This window comes from Streptomyces sp. NBC_01352, from assembly GCF_036237295.1.
Taxonomy (GTDB): domain Bacteria; phylum Actinomycetota; class Actinomycetes; order Streptomycetales; family Streptomycetaceae; genus Streptomyces; species Streptomyces plumbiresistens.
In genome coordinates this window covers 4,391,544-4,411,705 of the sequence record NZ_CP108354.1, presented here as the reverse complement: position 1 = coordinate 4,411,705, position 20,162 = coordinate 4,391,544, and the positions used below count along the sequence as shown (strand labels likewise).

The window sequence follows — 20,162 nt, the reverse complement described above, 5'->3', positions numbered from 1 at the left end:
GAGTGTCTACGCGCGTTACTCTGCGCCGAACTCAGCACCCACTGCGGGGCTTTGGAGAATGGGGAACTTCGAGATGCGTCGGATATCCAAACTGACCCGTGTCGCGGTGGGGGTCGCGTCGCTCGCGCTCGCCGCAACCGCCTGTGGCGGTACCAGCACTGACGACGGCGGCAGCGACAGCGAGACGAAGGAAAAGCTCGGCCTCGCCATCGCGTACGACATCGGCGGCAAGGGCGACCAGTCCTTCAACGACGCCGCCTACGCGGGCCTGGAGAAGGCCCAGAAGGAGTTCGGCTACAAGACGGCCGACGTGGAGCCCACCGAGGGCGAGACCGACGCGGACAAGCAGCAGCGTCTCGAGTCGCTCGCCAAGCAGGGCTACAACCCGGTCGTCGGCGTGGGCTTCGCCTACGGCCCGGCGATGGAGGCGGCGGCCGCGAAGTACCCGAAGACCACCTTCGGCATCGTCGACTCCGTGGTCGAGGGTGACAACGTGGCGTCCCTCGTCTTCGCCGAGGAGCAGGCGTCCTACCTCGCCGGTGTCGCCGCGGCCAAGGCCACCAAGACCAACACCGTGGGCTTCGTGGGCGGCGTGGACATCCCGCTGATCCACAAGTTCGAGGCCGGCTACAAGCAGGGCGTCACGGACACCAACCCCAAGGTCAAGGTCATCTCGCAGTACCTGACGCAGACCGCGGAGGAGGGCGGCTTCTCCAGCCCCGACAAGGGCAAGGCCGCCGCCGAGGGCCAGATCGAGAAGAAGGCCGACGTTCTCTACGCGGCCGCCGGTCTGTCCGGCCAGGGCGTGATCGAGGCCGCCGCCAAGGCGAAGGTCTGGGCGATCGGTGTCGACTCCGACCAGTACAACCAGGCGGCCCTGGCGGCGTACAAGAACTCCATCCTCACCTCGGCCCTGAAGGATGTCGGCGGCGCGGTGTACTCCATGGCCAAGTCGGTCGAGGACGGCAAGCCGCTGACCGGCGTCCAGACCTTCGACCTGAAGGTGAACGGCGTCGGCCTGGCCGAGAGCAACCCGGAGTTCTCGAAGGTCGCGGGTCTGTCCGACGCGGTGGCCAAGGCCAAGGAAGAGATCATCGACGGCACCATCAAGGTGAAGACCGAGTAGTTCCGTCCGAACGGACGAACGGACGAACAACGTCGGATCGGTACGAAGCGGGCGTGGACTTCTCAGTCCCCGCCCGCTTCGGCGTGTCCGGCCGAGGTCACCCACCGCCACGTTCTCTTTGCGGTCGGCAATCCTTGGGTCAAGGGCGAGTTGCGTTGGGGCACGGGCGGATAACAAGGTGGACAGAAGGGGTTTTCACGGTGGTCTACGCGCGTTAATCTGCGGCGAAGCCAAGCATGGAAGCCGAACCGTCCGGCGCTTGGTGACCCCAGGGAAGCGCGAGCGCGCCCCCGCGCCGCCCGGCACGCACTCCCGCCGCGAACGACGCAGGAACGCAGCCGCACTTCCCCGGATCCGCTATACGACAGGAGCACCACACATGCGCCGGATTTCCCGGATCACGGTCGCAGGCGCAGCGACCGCCTCTCTGGCCCTCGCGCTCTCCGCCTGCGGCGGGACCTCGACCGACAGTTCGTCGGACTCGAAGGGCGACAAGGGTCTGGCCATCGCGTACGACGTCGGCGGCAAGGGCGACCAGTCCTTCAACGACGCGGCGTACGCGGGCCTGGAAGAGGCGAAGAAGGAGTTCGGCTACGAGACGGCCGACCTGGAGCCCACCGAGGGCGAGACCGACACCGACAAGCAGCAGCGTCTGGAGTCGCTCGCCAAGCAGGGCTACGACCCGGTCATCGGCATCGGCTACGCGTACGCGCCGGCCGTCAAGGAGGCCGCGGCCAAGTTCCCGGACACCACCTTCGGCATCGTGGACGACTCCACCGTCGAGGCGAAGAACGTGGCGGATCTGGTCTTCTCCGAGGAGGAGGCCTCCTACCTCGCCGGCGTCGCCGCGGCCAAGAGCACCAAGACGGACGTGGTCGGCTTCGTGGGCGGCGTGGACATCCCGCTGATCCACAAGTTCCAGGCGGGCTTCGCGCAGGGCGTCAAGGACACCGACTCCAAGGTCAAGGTCATCTCGCAGTACCTGACGCAGACCGCGGAGGAGGGCGGCTTCTCCAGCCCCGACAAGGGCAAGACGGCCGCCGAGGGCCAGATCGAGAAGAAGGCGGACGTCGTCTACGCGGCCGCCGGTCTGTCCGGCCAGGGCGTGATCGAGGCCGCCGCCGCCAACAAGATCTGGGCGATCGGCGTCGACTCCGACCAGTACCAGCAGGAAGCCCTCGCGAAGTACAAGGACTCCATCCTCACCTCGGCGATGAAGGACGTAGCCAAGGCGGTGTACAACCTGGCGAAGTCGGTCGAGGACGGCAAGCCCGAGACCGGTATCGTCAGGGGCGATCTGAAGACCGGCGAGGTGGGCCTGTCGAACTCCAACCCGAAGTTCGCGGACGACACCGAGCTGCAGGACGCCATCAAGACGGCCAAGGAGAAGATCATCAGCGGCGAGATCAAGGTCAAGAGCAGCTGAGAAAGCAACACCCTGAGCAGCGTGTAACCGCGGGGTTACGTCCGCTCAACGGGGTACGGGGAGGCTGTCTCCCCGTACCCCGTTGTCACGGACGTCGGGCCCCTTTCGATGCCGTAGGGGCGCTACGCGCGTAGACGACCCCCTTTCCCAGGAGAGTGCGCCATCAACGCGTCCAGCAGCCCTCCGGCCGACGCGGCGGTCAACGGTCAGGTGACCGCCGTCGAACTCGCCGGGATCACAAAGCGATTCCCGGGCGTCGTGGCCAACCACGACATCCATCTCACCGTCCGCAAGGGCACCGTCCATGCCCTCGTCGGTGAGAACGGCGCCGGCAAGTCGACGCTGATGAAGATCCTCTACGGCATGCAGAAGCCGGACGAGGGCACCATCGCGATCGACGGCGAACAGGTCGCCTTCTCGTCGCCGGCCGACGCCATCGTCCGCGGCATCGGCATGGTGCACCAGCACTTCATGCTCGCCGACAACCTCACGGTGCTCGAGAACGTGGTGCTGGGCAGCGAGAAGCTGTACGGCATCGGCGGCAAGGCCCGCCGCAAGATCAAGGAGCTCTCCGAGCGCTACGGCCTCGGCGTGCGCCCCGACGTCCTGGTCGAGGAACTCGGCGTCGCCGCCCGCCAGCGCGTGGAGATCCTCAAGGTCCTCTACCGCGGCGCCCGCACCCTGATCCTGGACGAGCCGACGGCCGTCCTCGTGCCGCAGGAGGTGGACGCGCTCTTCGACAACCTCCGCGAGCTCAGGTCCGAGGGCCTGTCGGTCATCTTCATCTCCCACAAGCTGGGCGAGGTCCTCTCCGTCGCCGACGAGATCACGGTCATCCGCCGCGGTACGACCGTCGGCACCGCGGTCCCCGCCGAGACCACCCCGCGCCAGCTCGCCGAGATGATGGTCGGCAGCGAACTGCCCACCCCGGAGACCGCCGAGTCGACGGTCACCGACCGCCCGGTCATCACCGTCGACAAGCTGCGCCTGGAAGCCGCGGGCGGCAAGGCCCTCCTCGACGACATCAGCTTCACCATCCACGCCGGCGAGGTCCTGGGCATCGCCGGCGTCGAGGGCAACGGCCAGACCGAGCTGGTCGACGCGCTCATCGGCCTCAAGGGCGCCGACTCCGGCACGATCGCGCTGATCGACGAGGAGATCACCGCCTGGCCCACCCGCAGGCGCCGCGAGCAGGGCATCGGCTACATCCCCGAGGACCGCCACCGCCACGGCCTGCTCCTGGAGGCCCCCCTCTGGGAGAACCGCATCCTCGGCCACGTCACCGAGAAGCCCAACGCCAAGGGCGTCTGGCTGGACCCGAAGGGCGCCCAGGAGGACACCCGCCGGATCGTCGCGGACTACGACGTGCGCACCCCCGGCATCGACGTCACCGCCGCCTCCCTGTCCGGCGGCAACCAGCAGAAGCTGATCGTCGGCCGCGAGATGAGCAGCAAGCCGCGCTTCCTCATCGCCGCCCACCCCACCCGCGGTGTGGACGTCGGTGCGCAGGCCGCGATCTGGGACCACATCCGTGAGGCCCGCCGCGAGGGCCTGGCCGTGCTGCTGATCTCCGCCGACCTCGACGAGCTGATCGGCCTGTCCGACACCCTGCGCGTGATCTACAACGGCAAACTGGTCGCCGACGCCGACCCGGCCACCATCACCCCCGAGGAACTCGGCTCGGCCATGACCGGTGCCGTCACCGGTCACCTCGCACACGAAGAGACCCCCGAGAGCCCGGCGGACACCCCCGAGACCCCGGCAGACACCCCCGAGACTCCCGAGACGCCCGACCTTCGCAAGTCTCCCGAGTCTCCGGAAGACGAGGCCCGCTGATGAAGAAGTTCGACAAGGAGCGCGTGCTCCTCGCGGTGGCCGGACCGGTCATCGCGCTCGCCGTGGCCTTCGTGCTGAGCGCGATCGTGCTGGTCGCCTCCGGCAAGAACCCGGTCGAGCCTTTCTCGATCATGTTCGAGCAGGCCTCGTTCTCCGACGTCCAGGTCCGCATCATCAACCAGGCGTCGATGTACTACATCGCGGCGCTCGCGGTGGCCATCGGCTTCCGGATGAACCTGTTCAACATCGGCGTCGACGGCCAGTACCAGCTCGCCGCCATGATGGCCGCGATCGTCGGCGCCCACGCGAACCTGCCGGCGGTCCTGCAGATCCCGTTGCTCCTCCTGACCGCCGTCTGCACCGGCGCCTTCTGGTCCGGCATCGCCGGTGTCCTCAAGGTCACCCGCGGGGTCAGCGAGGTCGTCGCGACGATCATGCTCAACGCGATCGCGGTCTCCGTGATCGCCTACCTGTGGCTTCCGGACGTCTTCGGCGTCAAGGTCGGCAACAACAACACCACCGGCGAGATGCACGAGTCCGGCTGGGTGCCCGGCATCGACATGGGCGCGGCCGGCGAGATCTACGGCCTGGTGGTCCTCGCCGCGCTGCTCGGCATCGGCTACTGGATCGTCCTCAACCGCACCCGCTTCGGCTTCGACCTGCGGGCCTCCGGCGCCTCCGAGTCCGCCGCGGCGGCCAGCGGTGTCGACCCCAAGCGCATGGTGCTCACCGCGATGCTGATCTCCGGCGGTCTCGCCGGGCTCGCGGGCCTGCCGATCCTGCTCGGCGACTCGCACACCTACAACCTCAACTTCCCCACCGGCATCGGCTTCCTCGGCATCGGCATCGCCCTGCTCGGCCGTAACAACCCCACCGGCATCGCCTTCGCCGCCCTGCTGTGGGCCTGGCTCGACAAGGCCTCGCCCGAGCTCGACTTCCACGACTACGACAAGGAGATCGCGGTCATCATGCAGGGCCTGATCGTGCTCTCCGTCGTCGTCTCGTACGAGGCAGTCCGCGAGTGGGGTCTGCGCCGCCAGCAGCGCCGGGTCGGCGCAGAGCTGGCTGCCGGACACGTCCTCGGCGCCACCGACAACGTCAAGAAGGAGGTGGCCGGCCGATGACCACCGTGACCGACCTCAACCAGCCCACGCTGCAGCCCACCGCGCCGACCGGGCGCCGGATGTCGCTGTCCGTGCTGCTGCTGGTCATCGCCGGCGCTCTCGCGCTGACCTCGATCGTGCGCATCATCACCGGCGCCGACGGCATCACCAACGTCAGCCAGATGTCCACCGCGCTCCAGCTCGCCGTCCCGATCGGCCTCGCCGGTCTCGGCGGTCTGTGGGCCGAGCGCGCGGGCGTCGTCAACATCGGCCTCGAGGGCATGATGATCCTCGGCACCTGGTTCGGTGCCTGGGCCGGTTTCCAGTGGGGCCCGTGGACGGGCGTCCTGGTCGGCATCCTCGGCGGCGCGATCGGCGGTCTGCTGCACGCGATCGTCACCGTCTCCTTCAACGTCAACCACATCGTCTCCGGTGTGGCCATCAACATCCTCGCCCTCGGCGCCACCCGCTACCTCGCCCCGCTCGCCTTCGAGGGCCACACGGGCGGCTCGGCCAAGCAGTCCCCGCCGGTGGACTCCCTCGGCAACTTCACGGTGCCCGGGCTCTCCGACGGACTCCGGGACCTCAACGAGAAGGGCTGGTTCTTCGTCTCCGACGTCGCCGGCCTGCTCGGCGGTCTGATCACCAACGTCTCCTGGCTGACCCTCCTGGCCGTCGCGCTGATCCCCGGCACCTGGTGGGTGCTGTGGCGCACCGCGTTCGGTCTGCGGCTGCGGTCCTGCGGCGAGAACCCGATCGCGGCCGAGTCCCTCGGCGTGAACGTCTACAAGTACAAGTACATCGCCGTGATCATCTCCGGCGGCCTGGCCGGCCTCGGCGGCGCCTTCCTGTCCATCGTGGCCAACCCCTTCTACCTGGAGGGCCAGGTCAGCGGTCGCGGCTACATCGGTCTCGCCGCGATGATCTTCGGCAACTGGATGCCGGGCGGACTCGCCATCGGCGCGGGCCTGTTCGGCTACACCGACAGCCTCAACCTGCGCGGCGGCTCCGAGAACGTCCACGCGCTGCTGCTGCTCGGCGCCCTGCTGCTGATCATCGGCTCCATCTGGCTGGCGTTCCGGAAGAAGTACACCTCGTCCGTCATCACCCTGCTCATCGGCGGCCTGGTGCTCGCCTGGTACCTGGGCACCAACGAGGTCCCGAACCAGGTCGTCTCCGCCACGCCGTACGTCATCACGCTCGTCGTCCTCGCCCTGTCGGCCCAGCGCCTCAGGATGCCGAAGGCGGACGGCATGCCGTACCGGAAGGGACAGGGCAAGTGACCTCCGCCGCCGAGGTCGACTGGGAGCAGCTGCGTGCGGTGGCCCGGGACGCCATGTCGCGGGCGTACGCCCCGTACTCCGGCTACCCGGTCGGCGTGGCCGCCCTGGTCGACGACGGGCGTACGGTCACCGGCTGCAACGTCGAGAACGCCTCGTACGGCCTCGGCCTGTGCGCCGAGTGCGGACTGGTGTCGGAGCTGCAGAACACGGGCGGCGGTCGGCTCACGCACTTCACCTGCGTGGACGGCCACGGCGAGATCCTCGTCCCGTGCGGCCGCTGCCGCCAGCTGCTGTACGAGTTCGGCGGTCCCGGCCTGCTCCTGGAGACCCCGGCGGGCATCCTGCCGCTGTCCGAGATGCTGCCGCAGGCCTTCGGGCCGGGCCATCTCACCAAGTAACTCCCGTGCGGTCCCTCCGAGTTGCCCGCCCGGGCCGCTCGGGGGGCCGCGCAGTTTCTGAATGCTTTTCGGAAGGAAGGCCAGCCATGGCGTTGTTGTCGATGGATGTCATCTCCGTCATCCGCACCAAGCGGGACCGTGGTGAGCTCAGCGACCAGCAGATCGACTGGGTCATCGACGCGTACACCCGCGGGGAGGTCGCCGACGAGCAGATGTCCGCACTCGCGATGGCCATCCTGCTCAACGGCATGAACCGCCGGGAGATCGCCCGCTGGACGGCCGCGATGATCGCCTCCGGTGAGCGCATGGACTTCTCGGCCCTGTCCCGCCCGACCGCGGACAAGCACTCCACGGGCGGTGTCGGCGACAAGATCACGCTGCCCCTGGCCCCCCTGGTCGCTGCCTGCGGCGCGGCCGTTCCCCAGCTGTCGGGCCGCGGCCTCGGCCACACCGGCGGCACCCTGGACAAGCTGGAGTCGATCCCGGGCTGGCGGGCGCTGCTCTCCAACGAGGAGATGCTGTCCGTCCTCGAGGGGACGGGCGCGGTGATCTGCGCGGCGGGCGACGGCCTGGCCCCGGCGGACAAGAAGCTCTACGCCCTGCGTGACGTGACCGGCACGGTCGAGGCGATCCCGCTGATCGCCTCCTCGATCATGTCGAAGAAGATCGCCGAGGGCACCGGCTCCCTGGTCCTGGACGTGAAGGTCGGCACGGGCGCCTTCATGAAGACCCTTCAGGACGCCCGCGAGCTGGCCTCCACGATGGTGGGTCTGGGTACCGACCACGGCGTGAAGACGGTCGCGCTCCTCACGGACATGTCGACGCCCCTCGGCCTGACGGCGGGCAACGCGCTGGAGGTCCGCGAGTCGGTGGAGGTCCTGGCGGGCGGCGGCCCGTCGGACGTGGTGGAACTGACTCTGGCGCTGGCCCGCGAAATGCTGGACGCGGCCGGGGTGAAGGACGCCGACCCGGCGAAGGCCCTGGCCGACGGCTCCGCGATGGACGTCTGGCGCCGCATGATCGCCGCCCAGGGAGGCGACCCGGACGCGGAACTGCCGGTGGCGCGCGAGCAGCACGTGATCAAGGCCCCGGCCTCGGGCATCCTGACCCGCCTCGACGCCTACGGCATCGGCGTCGCCGCCTGGCGCCTGGGGGCCGGACGCGCCCGTAAGGAGGACCCGGTGCAGGCGGGCGCGGGCGTGGAGATGCACGCCAAGCCCGGCGACACGGTCACCGAGGGCCAGCCCCTGCTGACCCTGCACACGGACACGCCCGAGCGCTTCGAGTACGCCCTGGAGTCGGTGGAGGGGTCGTACGACATCGCGGCCGAGGGGACGGACTTCACGGCCTCGCCGGTGGTTCTGGAGCGGATCGCCTGACGCGGTCGACAGGGGAGGGGCCGGGGCTGATCGACAGCTCCGGCCCCTTTCCGCTGCCCGGACCTCAGCCGAGCAGAGCCGCGACCACGACCAGCACCGGCACCGACAGCACCGTCGACACCAGGATCGAGTCCCGCGCCAGCCGCTCGCCCACGCCATAGCTGGACGCGTACGTGAAGAGGTTCTGCGCCGCCGGGAGGGCCGACGTCACCACCACGTCGAGCAGGGGCGCCCCGCGCAGTCCGAACACCCCGACCGCCAGCGCCCAGGCCACCACCGGCTGGCCCACCGTCTTGAGCGCGACCGAGAGCAGCACGAGCGGGCGGTCCGGGCCCCGGCCCGGCATCGCGCTGCCGCACAGGGAGATGCCGAAGGCGAGCAGGACCGCCGGGACGGACATGTTGCCGATCAGGGTGACGGGATCCATGACGAAGGACGGGATGTCGATACCGGATGCCGAGACCGCTACTCCGGCCAGCGACCCCACCGCGATCGGATTGCGCAACGGTGTGAGCAGCCGGTGCCACAGCGGGCCCTTCTCGCCGTCCCTGCCCGACAGGTCCAGGACCGTCAGCGCGACCGGCGTGATCAGGAGGAGCTGGAACAGCAGGACCGGCGCCACCAGCGAGGCGTCGCCCAGCACGTACACGGCGATCGGGATACCGAGGTTGCCGGAGTTGACGTAACCGGAGCACAGCGCGCCGATCGTCGTACGGCCCACTCCCCAGCCGCGTACGACACCCACCGCGACGAAGACGCCCGCTGCCGCCGCCGTGCTCAGCGCGGTCACGATCAGGCGGCTGGAGAAGATCAACGACAGGTCGGTGTTGGCGAGTGTGGTGAACAGCAGAGCCGGTGAGGCCACGTGGAAGGCGAGCTTCGTCAGGACGTCGCGGCCGTGCTCGCCGAGGTGGCCGCCCCGCCCGATCGCATAGCCGACGCCGATCACCACGGCGATCACCGCGAAGCCGGTCAGCACTCCCTGCACGGAGCCTCCTCAGAGGTGAGGAAGGCGTGCGGTCTCCAGGGCGGTGCCGATATGTGGCGCATACAGGCAACCCTCCGGGGAAGGAGGGCGGCGGGTCAATCCGGTCCCGGTCGGCGGACAGCAGGGGCAACGCGCCGGCCGCGATGAGTTACGCCCACCCCGCCGGTCTACCGATCGTGGACGCCATGACACCCGCTGTACTCGTGCTCACCGGCCCCGTCACCAAGGACGAGGTGACCGGGCTGTGCGACGACGTGCGGGCACTGCTTAAGACCAGTGGCGCGAGGACCGTGGTGTGCGATGTCGGAGGGCTCGGGCCGCCGGGGCTCGGCACCGTCGACCTGCTGGCGCGGCTGGAGCTCACCGCCCGGCGGGCCGGCGGCCGGATCCGGCTGCGGGACCCCGCCCCGGCCCTACACGCCCTCCTCGACCTGGTCGGCCTCCGCTTCGAGACGGAGGGGCAGCCCGAACAGCGGGAACCAGCGCTGGGTGTCGAGGAAGCAGTGGAACCCGGTGATCCGCCCGTCTGAGATCTCCAGGACCTGCACCGCCCAGGGAACGAAGCCGCCCTTCTCCGGGTCCGGCTTGTACTGGGCGAACCCCGGCAGGCCATTGACCTGGACCGGCACCAGACGCGAACCCGCGCAGGGGGCGCCGAGCGTCGTCATGAAGCCGGTGATGTCCGCCTGGCCGGTCAGCCACAGGTCGAACGGCGGCATCGTCATGACCGCGTCCTCGTGCAGCAGGGCCGTCAGAGCGGTCATGTCGTAGCCCTCGAAGGCCGCAACATAGCGGTCGAGCAGCTTCTGCTGGTCGTCGTCCAGAGGGTCGGACACGGCGGCGTCGGCGCCGCGCTGCTCCCGCTCGGCGAGCGTCGCCCGGGCGCGCTGCAGGGCGCTGTTGACCGACGCGACCGAGGTGTCGAGCAGTTCGGCGACCTCGCTCGCCTTCCAGGCCAGCACCTCGCGCAGGATCAGCACCGCGCGCTGCTTGGCGGGGAGCTGCTGGAGGGCGGCCATGAACGCGAGCCGCACGGACTCCTTGGCCACGGCCGCCTCCGCCGGGTCTTCGGTCGTGGGCAGCACGCGCGCGTCCGGCATCGGCTCCAGCCAGGTGTTGTCCGGGCGGGGGGAGAGGGCGGCCTGGGCGAGGGGGGTGGAGTCCGTGAGGTCCATCGGCCTGGCGCGTTTGTTGCCGGCCGTCAGCATGTCCAGGCAGACGTTCGTCGCGATGCGGTAGAGCCAGGAGCGGAGGCTGGAGCGGCCCTCGAACTTCTCGTAGCTCCGCCAGGCCCGGACCATCGTGTCCTGCACCGCGTCCTCGGCCTCGAAGGACGAGCCGAGCATGCGGTAGCAGTATCCCGTCAGCTCGGTCCGGTGTTTCTCCAGCCTGACGTCGAGATCCGTCGTCACCGTGTCACTCATCGTCCACCCACCCCTGTGGCGTTCCTGTCGCGCGCCTTTGCGCCCAGCACTTCGGAAGCTACCGCACGGCACTGACAATGGCCTGGGGAGTGAGGAAAGGTGCAGGTCAGGTGGGGGCGGGCGTCTCCTGGGGGCTCCGCCCCCCCAGACCCCCGGCCCTCGCCCACCCACCACCCGACCCGGTGGGTCGAGGGGGGGAACCATTCAAGAGACCGAGACGGGTGGTGGGTGGGCAAAGGTCCGGGGGGCCAGGGGGCGGAGCCCCCTGGTACGGCGAGCTCAGTGAGCCGGCACCGGCGACCGCCGCGCGGCCCGGGTCCCGAACACCGTGATCGTCACGACGCCGAGCACCGCCAGCAGTCCGACGCTCACCGTCCCGGCCCAGCCGCCCGCGTGGAACGCGACCGCGCCGACCGTACTGCCCGCGCTGGAGCCGACGTAGTACGCCGACTGGTAGAGGGCCGAGGCCTGCGCCCGCCCCTTCGTCGCCGTCTTGCTCACCGCCGACGAAGCGACCGCGTGCCCCGCGAAGAACCCCGCGGTGATCAGCACCAGGCCCAGCAGGACCAGGGGGAGGGAGTCGGCCAGGGACAACACCAGCCCCGCCGCCGTCGTACCGCCCCCGGCGTACAGCGCCCCGCGCCGGCCCAGCCGACCGACCAGCCGCCCCGCCGTGGACGCCGACACCGTACCCACCAGGTACACCAGGAAGATCGACCCGATGATGCCCTGGGGCAGCCCGAACGGCGCCTCGGTCAGCCGGTACCCGATCACCGTGTAGACCCCGCCGAAGACGGTCATGAACAGCGCGCCGATCGCGTACAGCCGGCACAGCAGCGGGTTGGAGAGATGCTCGCGGACCGTACGCGCCAGCACCCGCGGCCGCAGCGAGCCCGGCACGAAGTTCTTCGGCGCCGGCAGCAGCAGCCGGAAGGCCACCGCGCACGCCACCGCGAGCGCACCGATCACGCCGACCGCGACCCGCCAGCCCCACTCCTGCGCGACCCAGCCGGTGATGACCCGGCCGCTCATCCCGCCGACACTGTTGCCCGCGACGAACAGACCGATCGCGGTGACCAGCGCCTTGGGCGTGACCTCCTCCGCGAGGTAGGCCGTCGCCGAGGCCGGCAGCCCGGCCAGCGCGGCACCCTGCACCGCCCGCAGCACGACCAGCGCCGTCAGTGACGGAGCGAAGGGGACCAGCAGCCCGACCGTCACCGCGACCGCCAGCGAGGCCGTCATCACCGTACGACGGCCGAATCGTTCCGACAGGGCGCTCATCGGCAGGACGAACACCGCGAGTCCACCGGTCGCGGCCGCCACCGTCCAGCTCGCCTCGCTCGCCGCCACCCCGAAGTCGCCGGAGATCAGCGGCAGCAGGGCCTGGGTCGAGTAGAGGAGGGCGAAGGTCGCGACACCGGCGAGGAAGAGGGCGAAGCTCATCCGGCGGTAACCGGGGCCGCCCGGGGCGACACGGGAATCGACGACTGGGGCAGAAGCTGCGGCGCCCACGATGGTGGACGCCCCGGTACTGGCGGGAGACATGCCTCGAAATTACGTACGCTCCCGGTCATCCGTCCAATGCATGGAATCGTCATAATCGTTCCCATGGAGCATCAGCAGAGGTCACAGGCCCGTCTGTCACCGTCCGGTGACACAGAAGACATGGTGATGTCGCTGGCCCCGCGCCTCGCGTACTTCGCCGGCGTCGCCCGCACCGAGCACGTCACGCGCGCCGCCCAGGAGATGCAGGTCCCGCAGTCCACCCTGTCCCGAGCGATGGTCCGCCTCGAACAGGACCTCGGCGTCGACCTGTTCGCCCGCCGCGGCCGTACGGTCTCCCTCACTCCCGCCGGACGCACCTTCCTCGCCTCCGTCGAGCGCGCCCTCGCCGAGGTCGGCCGCGCCGCCGACGAGGTCCGCGCCGACGCCGACCCCACCACCGGCAAGGTCGCCTTCGGCTTCCTGCACACGATGGGCGCCGAGACGGTCCCTGGCCTGATCCACGCCTTCCGCGCCGACCACCCCCGCGTCCGCTTCAGCCTCGTCCAGAACTACGGCGAGGCGATGATCGAACGCCTGCGCGCAGGCGAGCTGGACCTCTGCCTCACCTCTCCCGTCCCGGACGCCCCCGACCTCGTCGCCCGCCGCCTCGACGAACAGAAACTCCGCCTGGTCGTCCCGGCCGACCACCGCCTCGCCGCCCGCCGCCGCGTCCGCCTCGCCGAGGCCGCCGACGAAACCTTCGTCACCCTCGAACCCGGCTACGGCCTCCGCCGCATCACCGACGACCTCTGCCAGGAGGCGGGATTCCGGCCGCGGGTCGCCTTCGAGGGCGAGGAGGCGGAAACCCTGAGGGGCCTGGTGGCGGCGGGCCTGGGGGTGGCCCTCCTGCCACCCCCTGTCTTCCCTCGCCCGGGCGTTGTGGAACTGACGGTCACAGCTCCACGTGCGGCCCGCGAGATCGGCGTGGCCTGGCTCGACGGCCACCCGGACACACCCCCGGTAGCGGCCTTCAAAAGGTTCCTACTCTCAAAACGAGGCAACCTGCTGCCAACCTAAGGGGCGCGGGGCTCTTTCGATATGCGGCTCCGCCGCGTGGGCGCGAGCAACCACGGACGGCCCGCACCCCGAACACAACACCAGGCCCCGAGCTCTACCGCCTCAACGACTTACCGAACCCCGCAGCCAACGGCATCCGCAACCCCAACGGCGGAGGCGCCGCCAAGGCATCCCGCACCGGCCGCGCCAACGCCCGCCCGAACAACGCCCCCATCACGAAGTCCTCGGCCAGCGCGTGCACTTCCTCCCGGTGCTGGTGCAACCCGTGCCCGTCGGAGTGCACTTCGAACCGGCACACATCCCGGTTCGCCTTCTTCGCCCGCGTCGCCAGCCGGAACGACAACTCCGGATCCGTACGTTCGTCGTTCGTGCCGTGCACGATCAGCACCCGGCGCCCCACGAGCTGCTTCACCGGTTCGGGTGGCGCGGCCACGTCCTCCTCGGGCAGCCAAGGGGCGAGTGCCACCACGGAGTTGACGGCCTCGTGCCCGCTCGCGTGCAGCGCCGCACGGCCGCCCATGTCGACGCCGATGAGGCAGACGGGGACGTCGCCGTAGCGCCGTACGGTCTCGTCGACCGCCCAGGAGGCGTCGTGGGCCAGCCGGGCCTCGCTGCCGTTCCAGCCGCGATAGCGGTAGTGGACGACGTGCGCGGCCAGGCCGTCCTCGCGGCCCGCACGGGTCAGGCGCCGTCCCAACGCCCTTACGGACGCGGTCGCCATCATGGGCGAGGGTTTGCGGGCGGAGACCTCGTCGCCACCGGGGAGCAGCAGCACCACCCCGCTCACCGCCGTCGGCTCCGGTCCCAGTACCCGTCCCAGCCGGGCCGTGCGAACCGGCGTCGCTTGCTGTGCCATGACAGAACAGTGTCAGAAGCGTGGGTGTACGACACTGGTCCGTGCGGTCACCGTTACGTATCGACGATTTCGTACAGCGAGCGATCTACGCGCGTAGGCGTTAGAGTGCGGAAATGACGAGCCAGACTGCCCCGAAGGGAACCACCCCGAGCTCGGACCAGATCCGCCGGGCGCCCAAGGTCCTGCTGCACGACCATCTCGACGGCGGGCTGCGCCCCGGCACGATCGTCGACCTCGCCCGGGAGACCGGGTACTCGCACCTTCCGGAGGCCGACGCGGACAAGCTCGGCATCTGGTTCCGCGAGGCCGCCGACTCCGGTTCCCTGGAACGGTACTTGGAGACCTTCTCGCACACCGTCGGCGTGATGCAGACCCGCGACGCGCTCGTCCGGGTCGCCGCCGAGTGCGCCGAGGACCTCGCCGAGGACGGGGTCGTGTACGCGGAGGTGCGGTACGCCCCCGAGCAGCACCTGAGCGGCGGACTGAGCCTCGAAGAGGTCGTCGAGGCCGTCAACGAGGGCTTCCGGGAAGGGGAGCGCCGAGCCCGCGCGAACGGCCACCGCATCCGCGTCGGCGCCCTGCTCACCGCCATGCGGCACGCGGCCCGCGCCCTGGAGATCGCCGAACTCGCCAACCGTTACCGCGACCTGGCGGGCGGCGGTGTCGTCGGATTCGACATCGCGGGCGCCGAGGCCGGATTCCCGCCCACCCGGCACCTCGACGCCTTCGAGTACCTCAAGCGCGAGAACAACCACTTCACCATCCATGCCGGCGAGGCCTTCGGGCTGCCGTCCATCTGGCAGGCCCTCCAGTGGTGCGGCGCCGACCGGCTCGGCCACGGCGTGCGCATCATCGACGACATCCAGGTCCAGGCGGACGGCTCGGTGAAGCTCGGCCGGCTCGCCTCCTACGTACGGGACAAGCGCATCCCGCTGGAGCTGTGCCCCAGCTCCAACCTCCAGACCGGGGCCGCGGCCTCGTACGCCGAGCACCCGATCGGACTGCTGCGCCGGCTGCACTTCCGGGCGACCGTGAACACGGACAACCGCCTGATGTCCGGAACCAGCATGAGCCGGGAATTCGAGCACCTTGTCGAGGCATTCGGTTACACGCTCGACGACATGCAGTGGTTCTCCGTCAATGCGATGAAATCAGCGTTCATTCCTTTCGATGAACGACTCGCGATGATCAATGACGTCGTCAAGCCCGGATATGCAGAGCTGAAGTCCGAATGGCTGTTCCAGCAGACCGCTTCCACCAGCGGTTCTGTGGCCTCGGAGGGCTGATCCGGGGGAAATCGGGGATCCGGAATGCGGGCGGACTTTCACGAGCCGTCCGCATTTCGATGTTTGCGGCGGGTGCCTTCGCGTGTTTACGGTCATGGACCGCTCACATCACCGTCATCCCATTCAAGGACGCGTTTTCATGAAGCAGTCTGCTGCCAAGACCCTCGGTGTCGCCGCTCTCGGTGCCGCCTTCGCCGCCGCCGGCGCGGGTGCCGCGAACGCCGCCCCGGCCGTCCCGGACGCCACCGGGGCGCTGGGTTCGCTCACCCAGACGCTGCCGGCGGAGAACGTCACCTCGGCGCTGCCCGGGGCCGGTGAGGCGGTGTCCCAGGCGCAGCCGGCGCTCACCACGAGCCTGGCCGCCGTGCAGCCGGTCGCGCAGGAGGTGCTTTCCCAGGGCCCGACCGCACCGGTCGCCGGTCTGCTCGGCGGTCTGCCCATCGGTGGCACCGGGCTGCCCACGCAGGGCCTGCCGGTGAACGGGATCCCGCTCGGCTGATCCGCACCGCCTCCGTACGCGCCGGTGGGGCGCACCCTTGGGCACGGGGTGCGCCCCACCGGCGTACGTGCGCCTACCAGGCCGTGCGCGCGGCCTTGTCCTCCGACGGGAAGAGGATCCACAGCGCGATGTAGAGCAGGAACTGCGGGCCGGGCAACAGGCACGAGACCACGAAGATGACCCGCATCGTCGTGGCGGAGGTGCCGAAGCGCCGAGCCAGCGCTGCGCACACTCCGCCGATCATGCGGCCGTTGGTGGGGCGGGCAAGGCGGTTCATGTTCGGCTCCTTCGTGAGCGTCGGTCGGAGGCGGCTCTGCCGGCTGCCTCATCTACAACCACGGTACGGAGACGAAGAGGACAAAGCGTCGCTCTACGGTGCGATGCCGACCCTGGGAATCGTCGGGGTCCGACCCTGAGGCGCGTCCTCCTGGCGGACGGAGCGGCCGTGTACGCGCTCCGTCCTGCGGCGGAGCAGGGCGCGGGCCGCGGGCACGAGCGCCGCGTGCGCGAGGGCGACGCCCGCCGTGTTCAGGAGCAGTGAGTCGACGTCGACGACCTGTCCGGGCACGCCGGTCTGGAGCAGTTCTATGCCCAGTGAGATCAGGGCGCCGGCGGCCGTCGTACGGAGCAGGGAGGCGAGCGGGGAGACCGCGAGCCTGCCGTGCACCATCGGGAGCAGCACACCCAGCGGGGCCAGCAGCGCCAGTCCCTCGGCGATGCGCCGGGCGCCCTCCTGCCAGCCGAGCGCGGCATCCGCCCGGATACCGGCCAGCGGATGCAGATTGGGCGGCATCACCCAGGGGACGTCCAGCGGACGCAGCGTGAACCAGGCGACGAACGCGAGGTGTGCGACGAGGAGGACACCTCCCGTCACACGGATGCGAATCGCGGCACTGCCGCCGATGGAGCCTTGACGCTGCACGCCCCCCTAGACGCGGCCTCCGGCACGATCGGTTCCGGGACACCCAGAGGTACGTGCATGAGGCTTGCGCCACACGGCCCTCTTGGGGGGCATCACCCGCCCGCCACCTCGCCCGACGGCGGCTCCTTGCTGCCCGGGCGGGAGCGGACCTCGTCGGTGCACTCGTAGCGCCGCAGAGGCCCGCCGACGGGGCCGCCGAGGATGACGGAGCCGTCGCCCTCCGCGGCCGCCGAGTCGGAGAAGGTGCACACCAGCTGGGCGAGGGAGTAGGAGGTGAGGTCGTCGGGCGGGGTGCTCAGGCGCAGGGCGTCCGCGGGGTCCGCGGGACGCGGTCCGCTCACCGTCATGCCGCCGCGCACGTCGGTGGTGTAGCCGGCCTCCTTCTCCGCGGGCGACGGCGTCGCGGCGAGCTCGTCCAGCAACTCCTGCGCGACCAGCACGCGCCGCTCGGAGTCCGCCGTACCGTCCGGCACGCGCACGGTCCGGTCGACGGCCACCAGCGACGAACCGCACAGCAGGAACACCTGCACCGGCACCCCGCGCGAGGCCTGCGTGGAGATGTCCGGCTCGGCGAGGGAGCAGCGCACCCGGGAGGGGGCGGGGCCGAAGTCGGTCGGCACCTCGGTGGCCCGGATGCCGCACCCGGCGAGGAGCAGGGCGAGCACGGGGAGCGCCAGCACGCGGCGTACGTTCATCAGGCGTCCCCCTTGGCCTTCTCACCTTCGTCGGGCTCCTCCGTGAGCGGCGACGAGTCCCGTGGCAGCCGCAGTGTGAACACCGCGCCCCCCTCGGCGGAGTTGGCGGCGGTGATCCCGCCGCCGTGGATGTGGGCGTTCTCCAGGGCGATGGACAGGCCCAGGCCGCTGCCTTCGGAGCGCGGCCGGGAGGCGCTGGCCTTGTAGAACCGGTCGAAGACGTGCGGCAGGACGTCCTCGGGGATGCCGGGCCCGTGGTCCCGCACCTCGATGACGACCTCCTCGTCGGCCTCCCGCACGGCGATCCGCACCGGCGACCCCCCGTGCTTGAGCGCGTTGCCGACGAGGTTCGCCAGGATCACGTCCAGGCGGCGCGGGTCGAGGCGGGCGTGGATGCCGCGTTCGGCGTCCAGTTCCACCGCGTCCAGCCAGGCCCGTGCGTCGATGCAGGCGGTGATCTGGTCGGCGACGTCCACGTCGTCGACGACCAGCCGCGCGGTACCGGCGTCGAAGCGGGTGACCTCCATGAGGTTCTCGACGAGGTCGTTGAGCCGCCGGGTCTCGCTGACCACGAGCCGTACCGCCGGATCGACCATGGGATCGATGCCGCCCGACTCCAGTTCCTCCTCCAGCACCTCCGTGACGGCGGTGATGGCGGTGAGCGGCGTCCGCAGCTCGTGCGACATGTCCGCCACGAACCGCCGGGACGCGTTGTCCCGGGCGGCCATGTCGTCCACCCGCTTCTCCAGCGCCGCGGCGGCGTTGTTGAACGTCCGCGACAGATCGGCGAGTTCGTCGGTCCCGGACACCTGCAGCCGCGTGTCCAGCTTCCCCTCGCCGAGCCGCCGGGCGGCGACCCCGAGCCGGTGCACCGGCTTCAGCACGGTCGTGGAGGCCGCCTGCGCGAGCAGCGCGGAGCCGAGCAGCGCCAGGCCGGTGGCGATACCGAGCGACCAGGCGAGCGAGTTGAGGTCCTTGGCCTCCGGCTCCAGCGACTTGAGCATGTAACCGGTCGGGCCGCCGCCGATCACCTTGGTGCCGGCCACCAGATACGGCGTGCCGTCGCTGACTATCCGCTGCCAGTACAGGTGGTACGCGTACTTGTTGGTCGAGGTGACCTTCTGCTCCTTGGTCACCGCCTTGCGCAGGGAGGCGGGCACGTCCTGGAGCGAGAACCCGTTCAGGGCACCGGAGTTGCCGTACACCGTCTTGCCGCTCTCGTCCGCGGCGACCAGCAGCACGCTGAAGCGCTGGCTGCTGTTCGCCATCTGGCCCGCCGTGTGCTGCAGTTCGTCCTGCGTGGGGCTCTGGGGCAGCGCGCCCGCGCGGTTCTGCATCTCCTGCTCGAAGTCGCGCAGCACCGCGTCCTGGGTGCGGGTGAGCACCGCCTCGCGGTTGAGCCAGTAGGCGATGCCGGACGCCGACACGGCGGCGGTCAGCGCCACCAGACCGAACACGACGACCAGCCGCAGCCGCAGGCTGGTGAAGCGCAGCCGTGACCAGGTTCCCCCGTGAGCCGCGGCCCAGCCGCGAACGCCTCCTTGCGCTTCGGTCACTGAGGACTGTCCAGCCGATAACCCACGCCCCGCACGGTACGGATCAGCGTCGGGGACGACGGCACGTCCTCGACCTTGGCGCGCAGCCGCTGGACACAGGCGTCCACCAGTCGCGAGTCGCCCAGGTAGTCGTGTTCCCACACCAGCCGCAGCAACTGCTGCCGGGACAGGGCCTGTCCGGGCCGCCGGCTCAGTTCGAGCAGCAGCCTCAGCTCGGTCGGGGTCAGCTGGAGGTCCTCGCCGTTCTTGGTCACGGTCATCGCCGCACGGTCGATGACCAGCGAACCGAACGAGGCCGCGTCGTTCGCCTCCCGCTCGCCGCGCCGCAGCACGGCCCGGATCCGGGCGTCGAGGACCCGCCCCTGAACAGGCTTGACGACATAGTCGTCGGCACCGGACTCCAGTCCGACCACCACGTCGATGTCGTCGCTGCGCGCGGTCAGCAGAATGATCGGCAGCTGGTCGGTGCGCCGGATGCGCCGGCACACCTCGAACCCGTCGATACCGGGCAGCATCACGTCCAGCACGATGAGATCCGGCCGTTGCTCACGCAGCAGCTTCAGGCCGTCCTCGCCGGTGGCAGCGGTGGCAACCCGGTGTCCCTGGCGCGTCAGAGACAGCTCCAGGGCCGTACGGATGGCGTCGTCGTCCTCGATCAGCAACAGGGAAGGCACGGGGGTCATTCTGGCCCATGGCGGGGTGGGGCTGCGACACCTGTATTTCTCCGACCTCAACCTGTATCTCTACGCGCCGGTAACCCTCTTGTCTGTGTGGGGCCTGTGCCGCGCCCGGGAGCGGCATCCGAAGGGGGCCCTGTGACAGG

At 70.2% G+C, this 20,162-nt stretch carries 20 protein-coding genes; 11 read left to right on the top strand and 9 right to left on the bottom strand.

The annotated features are described in order from the left end of the window. Positions 1–73 precede the first annotated feature (73 nt). The 7 genes from OG252_RS20390 to OG252_RS20360 all read left to right on the top strand — a co-directional run bounded on the left by OG252_RS20390 (position 74) and on the right by OG252_RS20360 (position 8,551). Positions 74–1,126: a BMP family lipoprotein gene (locus tag OG252_RS20390; RefSeq protein WP_266434582.1), complete on the top strand. Its 1,053-nt coding sequence runs from the start codon at positions 74–76 to the stop codon at positions 1,124–1,126. Between the two features lie 379 nt (positions 1,127–1,505). Further along, the gene (locus OG252_RS20385; protein ID WP_329337757.1) at positions 1,506–2,552 is read left to right on the top strand and encodes a BMP family lipoprotein; all 1,047 of its coding nucleotides are present in this window, start codon (positions 1,506–1,508) and stop codon (positions 2,550–2,552) included. A 210-nt stretch (positions 2,553–2,762) separates the two neighbouring features. Next, complete coding sequence (locus OG252_RS20380; protein WP_329337755.1) at positions 2,763–4,388, top strand: ABC transporter ATP-binding protein; 1,626 nt, start codon at positions 2,763–2,765, stop codon at positions 4,386–4,388. Next, complete coding sequence (locus OG252_RS20375) at positions 4,388–5,512, top strand: ABC transporter permease (RefSeq protein WP_266434578.1); 1,125 nt, start codon at positions 4,388–4,390, stop codon at positions 5,510–5,512. The genes OG252_RS20380 and OG252_RS20375 overlap by 1 nt, the downstream gene beginning before the upstream one ends. Beyond that, the gene (locus OG252_RS20370; protein WP_329337753.1) at positions 5,509–6,774 is read left to right on the top strand and encodes an ABC transporter permease; all 1,266 of its coding nucleotides are present in this window, start codon (positions 5,509–5,511) and stop codon (positions 6,772–6,774) included. Before OG252_RS20375 ends, OG252_RS20370 begins: the two co-directional genes overlap by 4 nt. Then, positions 6,771–7,172 (top strand): cytidine deaminase, encoded by a 402-nt coding sequence (locus OG252_RS20365; protein ID WP_266434574.1) that lies wholly within the window; start codon positions 6,771–6,773, stop codon positions 7,170–7,172. The genes OG252_RS20370 and OG252_RS20365 overlap by 4 nt, the downstream gene beginning before the upstream one ends. 95 nt (positions 7,173–7,267) lie before the next feature. Beyond that, positions 7,268–8,551 (top strand): thymidine phosphorylase, encoded by a 1,284-nt coding sequence (locus tag OG252_RS20360; protein WP_329345170.1) that lies wholly within the window; start codon positions 7,268–7,270, stop codon positions 8,549–8,551. Positions 8,552–8,615: 64 nt separating this feature from the next. Here the strand turns inward: OG252_RS20360 and OG252_RS20355 are convergent, their stop codons facing one another. Continuing rightward, positions 8,616–9,539 (bottom strand): AEC family transporter, encoded by a 924-nt coding sequence (locus tag OG252_RS20355; protein WP_266434572.1) that lies wholly within the window; start codon positions 9,537–9,539, stop codon positions 8,616–8,618. A gap of 143 nt (positions 9,540–9,682) precedes the next feature. Here OG252_RS20355 and OG252_RS20350 point away from each other — a divergent pair, with 143 nt between their 5' ends. Continuing rightward, a complete protein-coding gene (locus OG252_RS20350) occupies positions 9,683–10,069 on the top strand; it encodes an STAS domain-containing protein (protein WP_443068419.1) in 387 nt (128 codons plus the stop codon). Here the strand turns inward: OG252_RS20350 and OG252_RS20345 are convergent. Together OG252_RS20345 and OG252_RS20340 are read right to left on the bottom strand one after the other, a co-directional pair. Beyond that, positions 9,953–10,963: a sigma-70 family RNA polymerase sigma factor gene (locus OG252_RS20345; protein WP_266434568.1), complete on the bottom strand. Its 1,011-nt coding sequence runs from the start codon at positions 10,961–10,963 to the stop codon at positions 9,953–9,955. The two genes, OG252_RS20350 and OG252_RS20345, sit on opposite strands and share 117 nt — an antisense overlap. A 279-nt stretch (positions 10,964–11,242) precedes the next feature. Further along, a complete protein-coding gene (locus tag OG252_RS20340; RefSeq protein ID WP_329337747.1) occupies positions 11,243–12,508 on the bottom strand; it encodes an MFS transporter in 1,266 nt (421 codons plus the stop codon). Positions 12,509–12,571: 63 nt separating this feature from the next. On the opposite strand from OG252_RS20340, the gene OG252_RS20335 reads away from it, so the two are divergent. Further along, positions 12,572–13,525 carry a LysR family transcriptional regulator gene (locus tag OG252_RS20335; RefSeq protein ID WP_266434564.1) on the top strand — a complete coding sequence of 318 codons (954 nt, stop codon included), beginning with the start codon at positions 12,572–12,574 and terminating at the stop codon, positions 13,523–13,525. 94 nt (positions 13,526–13,619) lie between these two features. Here OG252_RS20335 and OG252_RS20330 read toward each other — a convergent pair whose 3' ends face one another. Continuing rightward, the gene (locus tag OG252_RS20330) at positions 13,620–14,381 is read right to left on the bottom strand and encodes an alpha/beta hydrolase (protein WP_266434562.1); all 762 of its coding nucleotides are present in this window, start codon (positions 14,379–14,381) and stop codon (positions 13,620–13,622) included. 113 nt (positions 14,382–14,494) lie between these two features. On the opposite strand from OG252_RS20330, the gene OG252_RS20325 reads away from it, so the two are divergent. Both OG252_RS20325 and OG252_RS20320 read left to right on the top strand, forming a co-directional pair. Further along, positions 14,495–15,667, top strand: a complete 1,173-nt coding sequence (locus tag OG252_RS20325) for an adenosine deaminase (RefSeq protein WP_329337743.1) — start codon at positions 14,495–14,497, stop codon at positions 15,665–15,667. A gap of 139 nt (positions 15,668–15,806) precedes the next feature. After that, a complete protein-coding gene (locus tag OG252_RS20320; RefSeq protein ID WP_329337741.1) occupies positions 15,807–16,166 on the top strand; it encodes an ATP-binding protein in 360 nt (119 codons plus the stop codon). Positions 16,167–16,239: 73 nt separating this feature from the next. Here the strand turns inward: OG252_RS20320 and OG252_RS20315 are convergent, their stop codons facing one another. From OG252_RS20315 to afsQ1, 5 genes are all read right to left on the bottom strand, one after another. Further along, the gene (locus OG252_RS20315; protein WP_266434556.1) at positions 16,240–16,443 is read right to left on the bottom strand and encodes a PspC domain-containing protein; all 204 of its coding nucleotides are present in this window, start codon (positions 16,441–16,443) and stop codon (positions 16,240–16,242) included. Between the two features lie 93 nt (positions 16,444–16,536). Further along, positions 16,537–17,088 (bottom strand): VanZ family protein, encoded by a 552-nt coding sequence (locus tag OG252_RS20310; RefSeq protein ID WP_329337739.1) that lies wholly within the window; start codon positions 17,086–17,088, stop codon positions 16,537–16,539. A gap of 92 nt (positions 17,089–17,180) precedes the next feature. Further along, positions 17,181–17,783, bottom strand: a complete 603-nt coding sequence (locus OG252_RS20305) for a hypothetical protein (protein WP_266434552.1) — start codon at positions 17,781–17,783, stop codon at positions 17,181–17,183. Beyond that, positions 17,783–19,339, bottom strand: a complete 1,557-nt coding sequence (locus OG252_RS20300; RefSeq protein ID WP_266434550.1) for a sensor histidine kinase — start codon at positions 19,337–19,339, stop codon at positions 17,783–17,785. The genes OG252_RS20305 and OG252_RS20300 overlap by 1 nt, the downstream gene beginning before the upstream one ends. Continuing rightward, entirely contained in the window at positions 19,336–20,013 is a 678-nt protein-coding gene (afsQ1, locus tag OG252_RS20295; protein ID WP_161300939.1) for a two-component system response regulator AfsQ1, read from the bottom strand. The genes OG252_RS20300 and afsQ1 overlap by 4 nt, the downstream gene beginning before the upstream one ends. Positions 20,014–20,162: the final 149 nt, after the last annotated feature.